The 15,408-nt window shown below is 62.7% G+C and carries 12 protein-coding genes and 1 riboswitch; of the genes, 5 read left to right on the top strand and 7 right to left on the bottom strand.

Going from position 1 to position 15,408, the window contains the following annotated elements; genetic code table 11:
• Window position 1: 1 nt before the first annotated feature.
• A complete protein-coding gene (mutS, locus tag BLW50_RS18615; RefSeq protein ID WP_244544313.1) occupies window positions 2-2,728 on the bottom strand; it encodes a DNA mismatch repair protein MutS in 2,727 nt (908 codons plus the stop codon).
• Between the two features lie 124 nt (window positions 2,729-2,852).
• Here mutS and BLW50_RS18610 point away from each other — a divergent pair, with 124 nt between their 5' ends.
• Window positions 2,853-5,147 carry an NADP-dependent malic enzyme gene (locus BLW50_RS18610; RefSeq protein ID WP_090705244.1) on the top strand — a complete coding sequence of 765 codons (2,295 nt, stop codon included), beginning with the start codon at window positions 2,853-2,855 and terminating at the stop codon, window positions 5,145-5,147.
• A gap of 80 nt (window positions 5,148-5,227) precedes the next feature.
• Here the strand turns inward: BLW50_RS18610 and BLW50_RS18605 are convergent, their stop codons facing one another.
• The 3 genes from BLW50_RS18605 to BLW50_RS18595 form a co-directional block, all read right to left on the bottom strand.
• The gene (locus BLW50_RS18605) at window positions 5,228-6,223 is read right to left on the bottom strand and encodes a PDR/VanB family oxidoreductase (RefSeq protein ID WP_090705242.1); all 996 of its coding nucleotides are present in this window, start codon (window positions 6,221-6,223) and stop codon (window positions 5,228-5,230) included.
• 80 nt (window positions 6,224-6,303) lie between these two features.
• Entirely contained in the window at window positions 6,304-7,068 is a 765-nt protein-coding gene (locus tag BLW50_RS18600; RefSeq protein WP_090705239.1) for a GntR family transcriptional regulator, read from the bottom strand.
• A 9-nt stretch (window positions 7,069-7,077) separates the two neighbouring features.
• A complete protein-coding gene (locus BLW50_RS18595; protein ID WP_090705236.1) occupies window positions 7,078-8,133 on the bottom strand; it encodes an aromatic ring-hydroxylating dioxygenase subunit alpha in 1,056 nt (351 codons plus the stop codon).
• Between the two features lie 250 nt (window positions 8,134-8,383).
• On the opposite strand from BLW50_RS18595, the gene cmk reads away from it, so the two are divergent.
• A complete protein-coding gene (gene cmk, locus BLW50_RS18590) occupies window positions 8,384-9,016 on the top strand; it encodes a (d)CMP kinase (protein ID WP_090705234.1) in 633 nt (210 codons plus the stop codon).
• A 13-nt stretch (window positions 9,017-9,029) separates the two neighbouring features.
• On the opposite strand, the gene BLW50_RS18585 is transcribed toward cmk, so the two are convergent.
• Window positions 9,030-9,914, bottom strand: a complete 885-nt coding sequence (locus BLW50_RS18585) for an IclR family transcriptional regulator (RefSeq protein ID WP_090705232.1) — start codon at window positions 9,912-9,914, stop codon at window positions 9,030-9,032.
• A gap of 128 nt (window positions 9,915-10,042) precedes the next feature.
• Between BLW50_RS18585 and BLW50_RS18580 the strand changes: the two genes are divergently transcribed.
• The gene (locus BLW50_RS18580) at window positions 10,043-10,657 is read left to right on the top strand and encodes a cupin domain-containing protein (RefSeq protein ID WP_090705230.1); all 615 of its coding nucleotides are present in this window, start codon (window positions 10,043-10,045) and stop codon (window positions 10,655-10,657) included.
• A 69-nt stretch (window positions 10,658-10,726) separates the two neighbouring features.
• On the opposite strand, the gene BLW50_RS18575 is transcribed toward BLW50_RS18580, so the two are convergent.
• Entirely contained in the window at window positions 10,727-11,683 is a 957-nt protein-coding gene (locus BLW50_RS18575) for an MBL fold metallo-hydrolase (protein WP_090705228.1), read from the bottom strand.
• Window positions 11,684-11,867: 184 nt separating this feature from the next.
• On the opposite strand from BLW50_RS18575, the gene BLW50_RS18570 reads away from it, so the two are divergent.
• Entirely contained in the window at window positions 11,868-12,485 is a 618-nt protein-coding gene (locus BLW50_RS18570) for a Pr6Pr family membrane protein (RefSeq protein WP_090705226.1), read from the top strand.
• Window positions 12,486-12,542: 57 nt separating this feature from the next.
• On the opposite strand, the gene BLW50_RS18565 is transcribed toward BLW50_RS18570, so the two are convergent.
• On the bottom strand, window positions 12,543-13,634 hold the full coding sequence (locus tag BLW50_RS18565) for a 2'-deoxycytidine 5'-triphosphate deaminase (RefSeq protein ID WP_090705224.1): 1,092 nt from the start codon (window positions 13,632-13,634) through the stop codon (window positions 12,543-12,545).
• A 54-nt stretch (window positions 13,635-13,688) separates the two neighbouring features.
• A riboswitch (SAM riboswitch) is annotated at window positions 13,689-13,767 on the top strand.
• Window positions 13,768-13,842: 75 nt separating this feature from the next.
• On the opposite strand from BLW50_RS18565, the gene BLW50_RS18560 reads away from it, so the two are divergent.
• Entirely contained in the window at window positions 13,843-15,036 is a 1,194-nt protein-coding gene (locus BLW50_RS18560; protein WP_090709343.1) for an O-succinylhomoserine sulfhydrylase, read from the top strand.
• The last annotated feature ends 372 nt before the right edge of the window (window positions 15,037-15,408 follow it).

Raw genomic sequence — 15,408 nt, 5'->3', positions numbered from 1 at the left:
GCTACTTGTCCTCGGTGGTGCGCTGCTTCTTCAAGGCATAAAGCGCATCAAGGGCCTCGCGCGGGCTCAGATTGTCGGGATTGAGCGCGTCGAGGGTGGCGCGCAACTCATCCGCCTTCGGTTGCATGGGCGGTGGTGGCGCGGGCTTGGCGATGGCAAACAGCGGCAGATCGTCGATCATCCGCTCCACCGGGGCGCGGCGCTCACCGGCTTCCAGCTCAGCCAGGATCGATTGCGCCCGGTCGATAACATCCTGCGGCAGGCCGGCGAGGCGCGCCACCTGGATACCATAGGAGCGGTCGGCCGCGCCTTTCACCACTTCATGCAGAAACACCACGTCGCCGTTCCAATCGGTGACGCGCATGGTGAGATTGACGAGACGCGGCAGCTTCTTCGTCAACTGCGTCAGTTCGTGGAAATGAGTGGCGAATAGCGTCCGCGAGCGATTGCGCGCATGCAAAAATTCAACGGCGGCCCAGGCGATTGACAGGCCATCGAAGGTGGCGGTGCCTCGGCCGATTTCATCGAGGATGACGAAGGAGCGTTCGCCCGCCTGGTTGAGAATGGCGGCGGTCTCGACCATTTCGACCATGAAGGTCGAACGTCCGCGCGCCAGATCATCTGCCGCGCCAACGCGCGAGAACAGCCGGTCGACAACGCCGATATGGGCCGATCGCGCCGGCACGAAGGAGCCGATCTGCGCGAGAATGGCGATCAAGGCGTTCTGGCGCAGATAGGTCGACTTACCGGCCATGTTCGGGCCGGTCACAATGGCGATCAGCCCGTTGCTGTCTTTCGCTTCCGCCAATGTGCAATCATTGGCGACGAAACTTTCGCCGCGTTGGCGCAGCGAGATCTCGACGACGGGATGGCGCGCGCCCTCGATGACGAAAGCCAGGCTGTCATCAACCGTCGGCCGCGACCACGTGTGCTTCTCGGCCAGTTCGGCCAGCGCCGCCGCCACATCGATCGTCGCCAAGGCCTGCGCCGCAGCTTTAATAGGATCACCGGCCTCCAGGATGCGCTGCGCCAGCCGCTCGAAAATATCGAGTTCCAGCGCCAGAGCGCGATCGGCCGCCGAGGCGATCTTGGCTTCCAGCTCGCCCAGTTCGCGCGTCGAAAAGCGCATCGCATCGGCCATGGTCTGGCGATGGATGAATTCCGTGTCGAAGGGCGGGCGCAGCATTTTCTCGCCCTGCGCCTGCTGCACTTCGATGAAGAAGCCGAGGAAATTATTATGCTTGATCTTGAGCTGCTTGGTGCCGGCTATCTCGCTATAGCGCGCCTGCAAGCTGGCGATGACGCGGCGGCTTTCGTCGCGCAGCGCCCGTGTCTCGTCGAGCACAGGTTCAAAGCCTTTGGCGATGAAACCACCGTCGCGCTTGTTCAGCGGCAGGTCTTCGGCCAGCGCCTGCTGCAATTCCTGCGCGATGCTGGGGTCGATCTCGCTACCAATGCGCGCGGCGGCGCGCAAATGCTCCGGCAGGTCGCTGATGTCATGCAATTGTACGGCGACCGCGGCCGCCGCGTTCAAGCCATCGCGCAAGGCGGCCAGGTCGCGTGGGCCACCGCGCCCAAGCGCGAGACGCGAAAAGGAGCGGGCGAAATCCGGCGCCTGGCGCAATTGCGTCCGCAGGCTGTCGCGCAAATCTCTTTGCGCCAGCAGGAAGGCGACCGCCTCGGCCCGCTCCGCGATAGCTGTGGGATCGGTGAGAGGGCCGGCCAGCCGCTCCGCCAGCAGGCGGCCGCCGGCTGGCGTCACCGTCATGTCGATGGCGGCGATCAACGATCCGTCGCGATGGCCCGACAGGGTGCGCGTCAATTCCAGATTGGCGCGCGTCGCCGCGTCGATTTCCATCGTCGTTCCACGCTTGAAACGCGTGGGGAAGGCGAGGGCCGGCTTAGCGCCGATCTGCGTGCGCTCGACATAAACCAGCGCCATGGACGCGGCGGCGATTTCGGCACGGCTGAGGGTGCCAAAGCCGTCGAGCGTGGCGACGCCAAACCAGGCGGTCAGTCGCCGTTCGGCCGAGCCGCCAGCCGAGGTGTCATTGCTGTCGCGACCGACGGGGGCGACGGCGATGCGCGTATCCTCGATGATCCGGCGCAAGCGCTCGTCATCCCAGATCGCTTCGCCGACAACGATTTCAGAGGGTTCGATGCGGGCGATTTCAGCGGCTAAGCCTGTGTCGGTGGTCTCGCCGAGGATGAAGGCGCCGGTCGAAATATCAACGGCCGCCAGGCCATAGCTCCAGCTCTCGTCGGAGACGCGCACCCGCGCGATGGTCAGGAAAGCATTGGCTCGGCCCGGCTCCAGCAGCCGTTCTTCGGTGATCGTGCCGGGCGTGACCAGGCGCACGACACCGCGCTGCACCACGGATTTACCGCCACGCTTGCGCGCTTCGGCGGGATCCTCGGTCTGCTCGCAGACGGCGACCCGATGGCCGAGGCCGATCAGGCGTTGCAGATAATCGTCTGCCCGCTCCACCGGCACGCCGCACATCGGTATGTCTTCGCCCAGATGTTTTCCGCGCTTGGTCAATACGATGCCGAGAGAACGGCTAGCGATTTCCGCATCTGCGAAGAACAATTCGTAGAAATCGCCCATGCGGTAGAACAGCAGGCAATCGGGATTGGCGGCCTTGATCTCCACATATTGCGCCATCATCGGCGTAACACGTGTTTCGGCATCGCGGGCGCTGGATCGGGTTGCTGCTGGGGCTGACATTAACCGACGCTAGCAAAGCCTGAGCCGCGTTGCACCGCCGCATGCATGCATGCTTGTGGATACCTGCCGGGTCGGCGTAAGGTGGTCATTCACACTTGAAAAATAAGGGATTTGGAACGAGCCCATGGCCGACGATACCGCCAACCGACCGCAAGCCCACAAACGGCCAAAAATCACCGAGCAGGAAGCGCTGGATTTCCACTCCCAAGGCAAGCCGGGCAAGCTCGAAATCGTCCCGACCAAACCGATGGCGACCCAGCGCGATCTGTCGCTGGCCTATTCTCCGGGCGTCGCCATTCCCGTTCTCGCCATCGCCAATGATCCAGCGACGGCCTTCGATTATACGACGCGCGGCAACATGGTCGCCGTCATCACCAACGGCACCGCCATTCTCGGTCTCGGCAATCTTGGCGCGCTCGCCTCGAAGCCGGTGATGGAAGGTAAGTCGGTTCTGTTCAAGCGGTTCGCCGACATTGATTCGATCGATCTTGAAGTCGATACGGAAGATCCGGAACAGTTCATCAACGCGGTGCGCTATCTCGGGCCCTCTTTCGGCGGCATCAACCTTGAAGATATCAAGGCGCCGGAATGCTTCATCATCGAGGAGAAGCTGCGCGAGCTCATGGACATTCCGGTGTTCCATGACGATCAGCACGGCACCGCGATCATCGCCGCCGCCGGCATTCTCAATGCCATGCAGATCACCGGCCGTGACATCAAGAAGACCAGGCTCGTCTGCAATGGCGCGGGTGCTGCCGGCATCGCCTGCCTCGATCTGATCAAGGCCATCGGCTTCGCGCCGGAAAACATCATCCTGTGCGACACCAAGGGCGTCGTCTATCGCGGCCGCACCGAGGGCATGAACCAGTGGAAGTCGGCCCATGCGGTCGTCACCAATGCCCGGACCTTGGAAGAGGCCATGGTCGACGCCGATATTTTCTTCGGCCTGTCGGTCAAGGGCGCGCTGACGTCGGACATGGTCCGCTCGATGGCCAAGGACCCGATTATTTTCGCCATGGCCAACCCGGATCCGGAGATCACGCCGGAGGAAGCCCATGCCGTGCGCGAGGATTGCATCGTCGCCACCGGACGCTCCGACTATCCCAACCAGGTCAACAACGTCCTCGGCTTTCCTTATCTTTTCCGTGGTGCGCTCGACGTGCGGGCGACGACGATCAACATGGAAATGAAGATCGCCGCCACCCTGGCGCTTGCCAAACTGGCGCAGGAAGACGTGCCCGACGACGTGGCCGCCGCCTATCAAGGCGCGCGCCCGCGCTTTGGTCGCGATTACATCATCCCCGTGCCGTTCGATCCGCGCCTCATCAGCGTCGTGCCGGCGGCGGTCGCCAAGGCGGCGATGGAAACCGGCGTGGCGCGTAAGCAGATTACCGACATGGTGGCTTACCAGAGCCAGCTCTCGGCCCGGCGCGATCCGGTGGCGGGCGCGTTGCAGCGCATCGTCCAGCGCGTTCGCCGTTTCCCCAAGCGGGTGGTCTTCGCCGAGGGCGAGGAGGAACAGGTGATCCGTGGCGCGCTGTCCTTCGTGGCGCAGGAAATGGGCACGGCCATCCTTGTGGGCCGTGAGGATCGGGTGAAGGAAGCAGCCGAGCGCATCGGCGTCGATCTTTCCGACAAGTCGATCGAGATCCACAACGCGGCGCTGTCGCACCGCAATGAAGCCTATGCCGAATTCCTTTACGAGCGCATGCAGCGCAAGGGCTATCTGTTCCGCGATTGCATGCGTCTGATCAATCAGGACCGCAACCATTTCGCCGCCACCATGGTGGCGCTGGGCGATGCGGATGCCATGGTCACCGGCATGACGCGCAATTTCTCGACCGCGCTCGAGGAAGTGCTGCGCGTCATCGATGCCAAGCCCGGTCATCGGCTGATGGGCTGCTCGCTGGTGCTGGCGCGCGAGCGCACGGTGCTTGTCGCCGACACGGCGATCACCGAAATGCCGACCGCCGAGGAGATCGCGCAGATCGCCATCGAAGCGGCCGGCGTTGCCCGGCGTCTCGGCTTCGAGCCGCGTGTCGCGTTGCTCGCTTTCGCCACCTTCGGCCATCCGCCGGGGGAACGTTCGGCCCGCGTGCAGGAAGCGGTGAAAATCCTCGACGGCATGCGGCTTGATTTCGAGTATGATGGCGAAATGGCCGCCGATGTGGCGCTTAATCCTGAATTGATGCGCGCCTATCCGTTCTGCCGGTTGACCGACACAGCCAATGTGCTGGTCATGCCGGCGTTCCACTCGGCCTCGATCAGCACCAAAATGCTGCAAGAGCTGGGCGGTGGAACGGTCATCGGTCCTCTCATCGTTGGTCTCGACAAGCCGGTGCAGTTCATTTCGATGAGCGCCAAGGACAGCGAGATCGTCAATATGGCGGCCTTCTCAGCCTTCAATATCGGCGGCTGATCAACGAACAAGGCAAACAAGAAAGGCCGGCGAGTGCGCCGGCCTTTTGCTTTTTCAGATGCGATGAGAAGTGAAACGGCTTAGAAGCCGACACCCTGCTGGGCATCGGTGCGGTAGCCCGTATCGATGGTGATGGCGCCGCCCGCGACGCGCGAAACGCAGGCACAGATGCGGACATTCTCTTGCCGTTCCTGGTCCGACAGGAACACGTCGCGATGATCGATTTCGCCGTTGCAGGAGACGATATCGACAGCGCACAGGCCGCATTCGCCGCGCTTGCAGTCGGTGATCACGGCAACGCCGGCTTCTTCCAGCGCGTCGGCCATGGAGCGGTCGGCCGGCACATCAACCTCGAGGCCGAGCGCCGGGACGAACACCTTGAACGGTTCGGCGGCGAAAGAGCCGGAGGAGCCGAAGGTTTCGCTGCGCAGCCGCGCCATCGGTCGCCCTTCGGCGCGCCAGGCCTTGCGAAAGGCATCGACCAGCGACAGCGGGCCGCAGAGATAGATTTCCGCGTCAGTCGGCAGCGCCGCGACTTCAGCAGCTGCGTCGATGCGGTTGCCCTCGTCGGAGACGAAGAAGCGAATGTTGTCGCCAAGCGCCGCCGACAATTCATCGGCGAAGGCGAGCTCAGCGCGCGTGCGCGCCGCCTGCAGCACGGTGACTTTGGCGCCGCGTTTGGCGAGCGCCAAGGCCATGCTGTGAACCGGCGTCACGCCGATACCGCCGGCAACCAGCACGTAATGGGTGCCCTGCCACGACAGGTCGAAATTATTATGCGGTTCGCTGACGTTGAGGCGGGCGCCGACGTCGCAGCCGTGCATGTAGCGCGAGCCGCCACGGCCCTGATCGTCACGCTTCACGGCGATGCGATAGACCTGCGGATGCGGCTCGCCGATCAGCGAATAGGAACGTGTCTCGCCGCTGTCCCCGATCGGCAGCGACAGATTGATATGAGAGCCTGGCGTCCAACCCTTGGTGCCGCCATCGGGTGCGATCTCGATCAGCCGCACGGTCGGCGAGATATCGCGGGCGGCGACGATGCGTGCCGGTACATAGTGGACAGAAAAACGCATGCTCCCCTCCTGGAGTACTTGAAACGCAACCGAACCGGTTAGCGCTCAAAAAAGACGATCAGATCAAGTCGAAGGCGGTGTCAGCCACGGCGACGGATCAAGGCCGCGCCGGGCACGAGATCGAGAACCTTTTGGTTGCGCAGCGCCAGCATCAGATTGCGATAGGACAGCCGGGCGTGCTCACGCATGATCGCTTCGGCGCGGGCGCCTTCGCGGTTTTCGATGGCATCGACAACGGCGCGATGGTGCTCATTGGCGATCGGCAGGATACCGCGCGATTCCGGCAGGGCGGCTTCCGCTTTGACAAAGGCGCTGGCCGAGGCGAAGGGCAGGCTGCTCACCCGTTCGAGTTCGCGCCGCAACGTCGGGCTGCCGGAAAGTTCCACCAACAAAGCGTGGAAGCGCTCGTTGGCGCGCAGATAGGCTTCGAAATCATCTTCGTTCAGACCGCCGGCGGTGATCACCGCATCGATTTCGGCGACGCACTCGCGCAATTCACCAAGCCGCATGGCCGTGACGCCGCGTTCGGCGGCGTAGCGCGCGGACAGGCCTTCCAGCGTGCCGCGAATTTCGATGGCGTCGAACACGTCGGCTTCGCTGAACGCTTTCACCGCATAGCCGCCCGAGGGAATTTCCTCGATCAGCCCTTCCTGTTCGAGCTTCACGAGCGCCGTGCGCAAGGGCGTCCGGGAGACGCCGATGCGATCGACCATGGCCAGTTCGGAAATGCGCTCGCCGGATTTTAGCGCGCCCGAGACGATCAGTTCGCGCAACGACAAAAGCGCGGTGACCGTTTGCGACTGGCTTCGTTCACCGGCGCGTTCGCTGGGTTCGGCAAGCGACATGGGGTTCTCCTATTCCGCCGCTTGCAGGTTTTTGGGGCGGTGTTCTTTGGCAATCATCTGGTCGATCAGGCGACGGGCCCACATCGAACCGGCATCGATATTGAGGTTATAGAAAATCCGGTCGGGATGTTCGTCCATGGCTTGTTGCTGACGCTCCAGCACGATCTCGTCTTCGCGGAAGATCGAGGAGACGCCTTCGCGCAACTGCGTCGTCAGGGTCTGGTCGTCGCGGCGGTAGTTGCGGGCGTTGGCCCAGAAATACATGCAGGTGCCGTCGGTTTCGGGCGTGATCGTGTTGAGAATGAAATTGTTGACACCCTGCGAGCGATCGCCTTCCGGCGCCCCGGTTCCCGTCGGTGCCACACCGACGTCGATGGCCACCGTGCAGGGCGCTTCGAAACGAATGATCTGCCAACGGTCCACATTGCCCGGCTTGCCGAGCTGGCCACGCCAGAACGGCGGCGCGTCGATATCCTTCATCCAGCGCGTCACCGTGGCGAAACGATCGCCATGGGTGGTGACGAAAGGCGATTCCGCCACGGCGTCATTGCCGATGCTCGAAGCGTGCACGAAGGTTTCGTGGGTCAGGTCCATCAGATTGTCGACCACCAGACGGTAGTCGCATTTGGCGAAAATGGTCTTGCCGTCGCCAGCCCAGTCCGGATCCTGGTTCCAGTGCAGGTCGGGGACCAGAGCGGGATCGGCGAGGGCGGGATCGCCCGGCCACACCCAGACGAAGCGATGGCGTTCGACGATCGGGTAAGAGCGCACCTGCGCGGAAGGGTTGAGGGATTCTTGCGAGGGCATGTGCGTGCAGCGGCCGGTGCTGTTGTAGCGCAGGCCGTGATAGCGGCAGGTGACTTCGTCGTTCTTCAGTTCGCCCATGGAGAGCGGCAGCAGGCGATGCCAGCAGGCGTCTTCCAGTGCGGCGATCGAACGGTCGGATTTACGGAAAAAGACGATCTTCTTGTTGCAGACCGTGCGGGCGAGCAGCTCGTTTTTGATCTCGTAGTCCCAAGCCGCCACGTACCAGGCGTTGAGCGGAAAAGCCGGCGCTTTCGTCATCGAAACCTCCCTGAATGCGTTATGTATACAGGATGTGTTTTAGAATGGCAACAGAATCGATAAACTTGGCAGTAGGCGGTTATTTTGGGGGTGAATTTCGTGAGATCGTGGCGATCCAGCCGTAGGAAGGCAGTGCTTCCGCCTAATCTTTGTATTTTTGTATACAGATGCGCGCGGCCCGTTTTGCTGTTCCTGTGATCTGGCACGCCCTCTGCTTGACCGGAAAGCAAGTCCTTCGCAGAAAGCCGACATGATCATTGCAATCGATGGCCCGGCTGCGTCCGGGAAGGGCACCATTGCGCGGCGACTGGCCAGCCACTTCGGCCTGCCGCATCTCGACACCGGCCTGATTTATCGGGCGACGGCGCGCATCGTGCTGGATTGGGACGACCGGCTCGACGATGTCCAGCGCGCCGTGGCCGCCGCGCGTGGCCTGGCGCTGACCGATTTCGACGAGGAGCGGCTGCGTGGCGCCCAGATGGGCGAAGCGGCCTCGGTGGTCGCCGCCATGCCGGAGGTGCGGGCTGAATTGATCGATCTGCAAAAGCGTTTCGCGACGCGGCCCGGCGGGGCGGTGCTCGACGGGCGCGATATCGGCACGGTGGTCTGCCCGCAGGCCGATGTGAAGATTTTCGTCACCGCTAGTCCGGAAGTGCGGGCACAGCGCCGCGCGCTCGAACTGCGCGGACGCGGCGAGAAGATTACCTATGAAGACGTGCTGGCCGACATTCGCCGCCGCGACGAGCGCGATTCCCATCGCTCGGCCGCGCCGCTGCGCATGGCCGCCGATGCCACGCTGCTCGACACCAGCGATCTCGATATCGATGGTGCATTCGCTGCGGCGCGGGCGATCGTCGAAGAGCGGCGCGCGTCAGCGAAATAGCGCGGGGCGCGCCTTAGCTAAACAGAGCGGCGCTCTGATAGCCGAGTTTGTGCGAGAGCTGTTCGCCGCTCTGGCGCAGAATGTCGATTGCTGGCTTCAGATGCGTCACTTCGGCTTTCATGCCGGGCGCGCGGCGATCGCGCCCGATGGTCAGCAGCGCCGCTTCAAGCCGGCCGCGATGGTCGAACACCGGCACAGCCACGGCGTCGATGCCCGCCACCCAGCCGGAGTGGATCGAGACAAAGCCCTGGGCGCGGATATCAGCCAAAGCCCGGGTCAGCGCCGCCTGGCTGCGAAAGCCATGCCGCAGCGGCCGCTCTTGCAGCTCGGTTGCGATGGCATCGTCCGTCAGTCCCGCCGGCGCATAGGCGGCGAAGACAAGGCCGGAGGCGGAGGAAAGCACCGGCGCCACCGTGCCGGGCCGGATGTTCATCGACACCGGATCGGCCGTCTCCTCAAGCGCCACGATGGTCGGCCCGTGGCTGCCCCACACCGCAAGCCCGGCCGAGCGGCCACTGCGCCGGCATAGATCTTCCAATATCGGCATCGCCAGTTTCATCACCGACACACCGGCGAGGCAGGCGGCGGCCATGGCGATGGCTTCTGGCCCCAGTCGATAGGCCGTGTCCGATTGGACTGCCCAGCCGGCCCGCGTCAGGCTGGCGAGATAGCGATGCGCCTTGGACGCCGACATGCCGGCGCGGGCCGCTACATCCTTGAGCTTGATCGAGCCGCCGTGCGCAAGGATGCGCATGACATCGAGCCCCTGATCAAGCGACTGAATGCCGGCGCTAGCCCGGCGCCCGGATTGCGCAGGATGCAAAGAACGGCCGCCGCCGGACGTGCCGGCGATTGGGTTTGTCTTTGTCGCAGAGGGCTTTTTGCTGTTTCGGGCCATTTGAATTTGTTGCAGTATAAAAAAATTGCTTGCTAAATAGTAAATTGACAAAATCGTCGGTGCAAGAGCTTGGAAAACCAGCTTGGAGACCAAGGCTTGAAAGACAGCGAGCGAGGAGGGCTCCCGTCATGAACGCACCCGAACGTATCGATCCAAAAAATGTTCAGCCGCACGAGCAAACCGAAGTTGAGGGCAAGCCATCAGCGCTCGCCGAAGCGCTGATGATGACCGACGATGAATATTATCCGCACATCCTGCCCAAGAATATTCGCCCGTCGATCTGGCGCTTCAAGGCGATGCAGCCGAAGATCGACGCACTTATCGCCGATCCGCTGAAGCGCGCCGACCGGCGCTTTCTGTCCTTGGTGAATGGCGATACGCCGAAGGACAATCCTGGCGCGCTGCCGGGGATTTTTCTGGGCATTCAGGCGTTCAAGCCGGGCGAGCATATTCTGCCGCACCGGCACAACTCCTACGCCATTTATCACATCATGCAGGGCTCAGGATATTCGGTCGTCGAAGGCGAGCGTATCGCATGGGAGCGCGGCGACACCTTCGTCTGTCCTGCCTGGGCCATGCACGAACATATCAACGATGGCACCGAACTGGCGATCCAATATGTCGTGCAGGACATGGTCGGACGCGCCTATGAACGCAACCTGATGTGGGAAGAACCGGTCGGCCATTTCGGCCATATGGTGCAGGGCGGTTTCCGCCCGCATAATCCAGAGCTTGGTGATTGATCTGGCCGCCAATGTCGCTGGCCGCATGACGGCGGTCAGCGAGAATTATGTTGAGTGGCGCTTTGCGCGCTAGCGCGGGCCGACCTTGGTTTGCGCGCCAACCTCGATCGACATCAAATCCTGTCCAACAACCAGAGGCCCGTCGTAAATCTTGCGCGTGCGCGCGACGAGGTCTTCTTCCTTGGCATTGCCGTTCAGGCCGATGTGGCTATAGACGGCTAGCTTCGGGTGCGCCTCGGCGAAGACACGGGCGGCGTCTTCCGGCGAAGCGAGATGTTGAAGGACGGCCTGATAGGCCGGAAATTGTTTCAGCAATTCGTCGGGGATGACGGTCACGCAATGGACGAGCAGATCGGCGCCCGTTGCTTGACGGACGACTTCCGCATTGTAGCGGGTGTCGCCGGACAGAACCACGCTATGGCCCTGGTATTCAATCTTATAGCCATAGGACGGCACCACGAGAGGACCGTGATCATTGTTGAACGCCGTCACCTTGACGCCCCCTTGATCGTACATCACGCCGGGCGCGCCTTCATGCACGTCGAAGGCGATGCCAGCTTCCGGATCATGCTCGTCGGCCTTGCGGATTTCGATATCGCGCACAAAGGCGTCGGTCAGGCCCTTGGTGAGCTTTGTCAGGCCGGGCGGGCCATAGATCGCCATCGGTGTGTTGCGATTGCCGTAAGGCGGTCGCAGCCAGCCGGTCAGCCAGAGATCGGGCAGGCCGTTGAGATGGTCGGAATGAAAATGCGTCAGGAAATGCGCATTGATCGTGCCGAAGGGAATGCGCAACTGCGCCAGGCGGATCGTGACGCCGCGGCCGAAATCGAACACCAGCTTCTGGCCACCCGCTTCGACGAGCGTGCTATTGCCGAAGCGCTCCGGCGAGGGAACGGGCGTGCCGGTTCCGAGCAGTGTGACCCGCATCGTATTCTGAGGCGGGTCCGCCGCCATCGCACCCGTTCCGGCAAACACCACCATCGCGAAAGCGGTGCAGCGGATGAAAACACTCAGTCGTAATGTCATGGGATGGGCTTTCACATTTGATCTTCCAGCCTGAATGGAAGGCCCCCAAGTTATGCCGATCATGAGTGTCCGGCCAGGGGCGCCGGTCGCCGTATGAGCAGTTGAAACTGTTTTGAATTTTCCGTTTTTGGCCAGTACGATAGCGTGGAGCAGGCAGGGCTTTGAATCGACAGGCGGAGGGTCAATGCAGACGATATCCAAATCCGCGCGTCTCGCTGCTGTCGTTATCGCGCTCATCGCCTGGGTCGGCTTGGCCGTGCAGCTTCAAGCATCGAGCGAGTTGAGCGGCTCGGTGCCCCTGGCGATCTGGGTGATGCTGCGCTTTTTCACCGTCATCGCCAATCTGCTCGTGGCGATTTTCTTCACCGGTGTCGCCCTGCGCTTGCTGGAACGGATGGCCGCGAGCCTACTTGGTTGCATCACCCTGGCGATCCTGTTCGTCGGTGTCGTCTACATGCTGCTGCTGCGCGGCCTCGTTGAATTGAGCGGTGGCGCGAAGCTCGCGGATCTGTTGCTGCACCACGTCACGCCGATCCTGGTGCCCGCGTTCTGGCTGGTCTTCGCGCCCAAGGGCGAATTGCGGCGCGTCGATCCCTGGCTGTGGAGCCTGCTGCCGCTGGCCTATTTCGTCTACGCCATCACGCGCGCCGCCTTCGATGGCCGCTATCCCTATCCGTTCATGGATGTCGGCGCGATCGGCTGGACGCAGACCACGATCAACGCCGTGCTGATGGCATTGGGTTTTGTCATCGGCGGTTACGTGATGTTGTGGCTCGACCGACGGTTGAGCCAGAGCCGATAGCATTTTCAAGCGAAGTGGTGCCGGTTCGCGTGAAGAAAATGCGTCAGAACAAAAGCGCTACGCCTTGAAGTGTTTCGACAGCTTGAGGCCTTGCGCCTGATAGTTTGATTTCAGGTCGGCGCCATAGAGCGTGCGCGGTGTTTCGGTCATCTTTTCATAGACCAACCGTCCGACGATCTGGCCGTCTTCGAGAATGAACGGCACGTCGTGCGAGCGCACTTCGAGCACGGCGCGTGCCCCTTCGCCACCAGCTTCCGCGGCGCCAAAGCCCGGATCGAAGAAGCCTGCATAGTGCACGCGGAATTCGCCGACCAACGGATCGAAGGGCGTCATCTCGGCGGCGTGGTCGGGCGGTACGCGCACCGCTTCCTTGGAGGCCAGAATGTAGAATTCGCCGGGGTCGAGCACCAGATCGGCGCGGCCGTGCCGGTGAATGGGCTCCCAGAAGTCGAGCATGGTATGGGCGGCCGGCTTGTCGACATCGATCAGCCCGGTGTGCCGTTTGGCGCGGTAGCCGATGAGCGTGGAGCCGTCAAAGCCCGCCAGATCAACCGACACGGCGACGCCGCCCGAGATCGACGGTTCGGCCGAGGTCACCAGTTTTTCGCGCCGGTGCAGCTCCAGATGGCCCTGGTCGTCGAGCCGCGCCTGGCCGCGCCGGAAGCGGATCTGCGACAGGCGTGAGCCGCTGCGCACCAGCACGGGGAAGGTGCGCGGCGAAATCTCGGCATAGAGCTTGCCGCTGTAGCCCGGTTCGATCTGGTCGAATTCATGGGCCCGATCAGCGATGACGCGGGTGAACACGTCGATCCGGCCGGTAGAGCTCTTCGGATTGGCGGAAGCGGCGATATCGGCCGGCAGCGCCAAGCCTTCCATCAGCTCGGCGATATAGACGCAGCCCGTCTCCAGCACCGCGCCTTGGGTCAGGTCGATTTCATGCAGGGCGAGCGTGGCGATCCGCTCGCTGACCGGCCGCTCCGGCCCCGGCAGGAAGCTGGCGCGCATGCGCCAGGCCCGGCTGCCAAGCCGTAAATCCAGGCTCGCTGGTTGCACCTGTCCGGCCGCGAAAGGGGCGGCGGTGCGGATGGCACCCGCGCCATGCAGGGCCTCGATCTCGTGGGCTGGCAAAATGCCGCGGTTCTGGCTCATGCCCTTGGCCTAGCCGATGGCTCGGTTGACGCCAAGTCGGCCACTGCGCTAGACCACAAGTATCGTGGTCATTTGGGCCGACCGGCTTGCCGCCACGTAAAATAAGGGGCTAAGGGGTCGTGTCCGCACTCCAAATTCTGTGCGCCCGGCTCGAATGGGCCGGGTTTTGTTTTGGGCGGCGGTCCGCTCTGGGCGTGGAGAAAAGAAGATGAGCAAGAACAAGTCGCTGCGCGATCTGCGCCCCGCCACCCGCCTGGTTCATGGTGGCACCCTGCGCTCGCAGTTCGGCGAAATGTCCGAAGCCATGTTCCTGACCCAGGGCTATGCCTACGAGAGCATGGAAAGTGCCGAACGGCGCTTCAAGGGCGACGAGCCCGGTTTCATGTATTCGCGCTTCTCCAATCCGACCGTCGCCATGTTCGAGCAGCGTATGGCCCTGCTGGAAGGCGCTGAATCAGCCCGCGCCACCGCCACGGGCATGGCGGCCGTCACAGCCGCCATCGTCGGTCAGCTGAAGGCGGGCGACCATATCGTCGCCGCCAAGGCGCTGTTTGGCTCCTGCCGCTACGTCGTCGAGGATCTGATGCCGCGTTTCGGCGTCGCCTGTACCTTGGTGGACGGCACCGATCTCGCGCAATGGCGCGCCGCTGTCCGCCCCAACACCAAGACCTTCTTCCTCGAGAGCCCGACCAACCCGCAGCTCGAGGTCATCGACATCACCGCCGTGGCCAAGATCGCCCATGATGCCGGTGCCACGCTCGTCGTCGACAATGTGTTCGCCACACCCATTCTGCAGAGCCCGCTGCAACTTGGCGCCGATTGCGTTGTCTATTCAGCCACCAAGCATGTCGATGGCCAGGGCCGGGTGCTCGGCGGTTGCATTCTCGCCTCGGAAGCCTTCATCCAGGCGCACATTCACAATTTCCTGCGTCAGACCGGCCCGGCCATGTCGCCGTTCAACGCCTGGGTGATGCTGAAATCGCTCGAAACCCTGCCGCTGCGCGTTACCCAGCAGATGCGCAACGCCGAGCGCGTCGCCGACTTCCTCGCCGAGCAGAGCGCCATCAATTACGTGCTTTACCCCTCGCGCAAGGACCATCCGCAGCACGAACTGGCCATGCGCCAGATGTCGGGTGGCGGCACCGTGGTGGTGGTGGACGTGAAGGGCGGCAAGGAAGCGGCCTTCCGCATGGCCAATGCCTTTTCCATCATCAAGATCTCCAACAATCTTGGCGACGCCAAGAGCATCGTGACGCACCCGGCAACGACCACGCATCAGCGTCTGCCGCAAGCTGATCGTGAGGCGATGGGGATCGGTGAAGGCATGCTGCGCCTGTCCATCGGCCTCGAAGACATCGAAGACATCATCGAGGATTTCCAGACCGGCGTTGACGCCGTTTGAGGCGGTAACCCCATACAAAAACCCGCCACAGTTGCGGTTTAGGGTCCCGCCGAGCGTGAAGGCAGTGGATAAGTATGCGCTTGTCCGCGTGCCCCAGCGCTTTCTATCCCGCGTCGGCAAATCCAATGTTTGCATGGAGTTGATGCCGCCGCCGCTGGCGCGGGGATGCTCGAAAACCTCGAAGGGCTTGGGGAAAACGGATTTCACCCACATGAACATTGAAGCCGGACTCTTGCGCGCGATTCTACGGCTAGTGTAGATTCCGGGCTGTCTACTACGACATTTCGTGCGGCGGACCTTTCAGCAAGCGTGACATGCGTCAATCGCTCACCGGCTCAACCGGGGGGCGAACCAGACGGATTCACGGCAACG

It is taken from the genome of Beijerinckia sp. 28-YEA-48 (assembly GCF_900104955.1).
GTDB lineage: Bacteria > Pseudomonadota > Alphaproteobacteria > Rhizobiales > Beijerinckiaceae > Terripilifer.
This window is presented reverse-complemented; position numbering and strand designations above follow the sequence as displayed.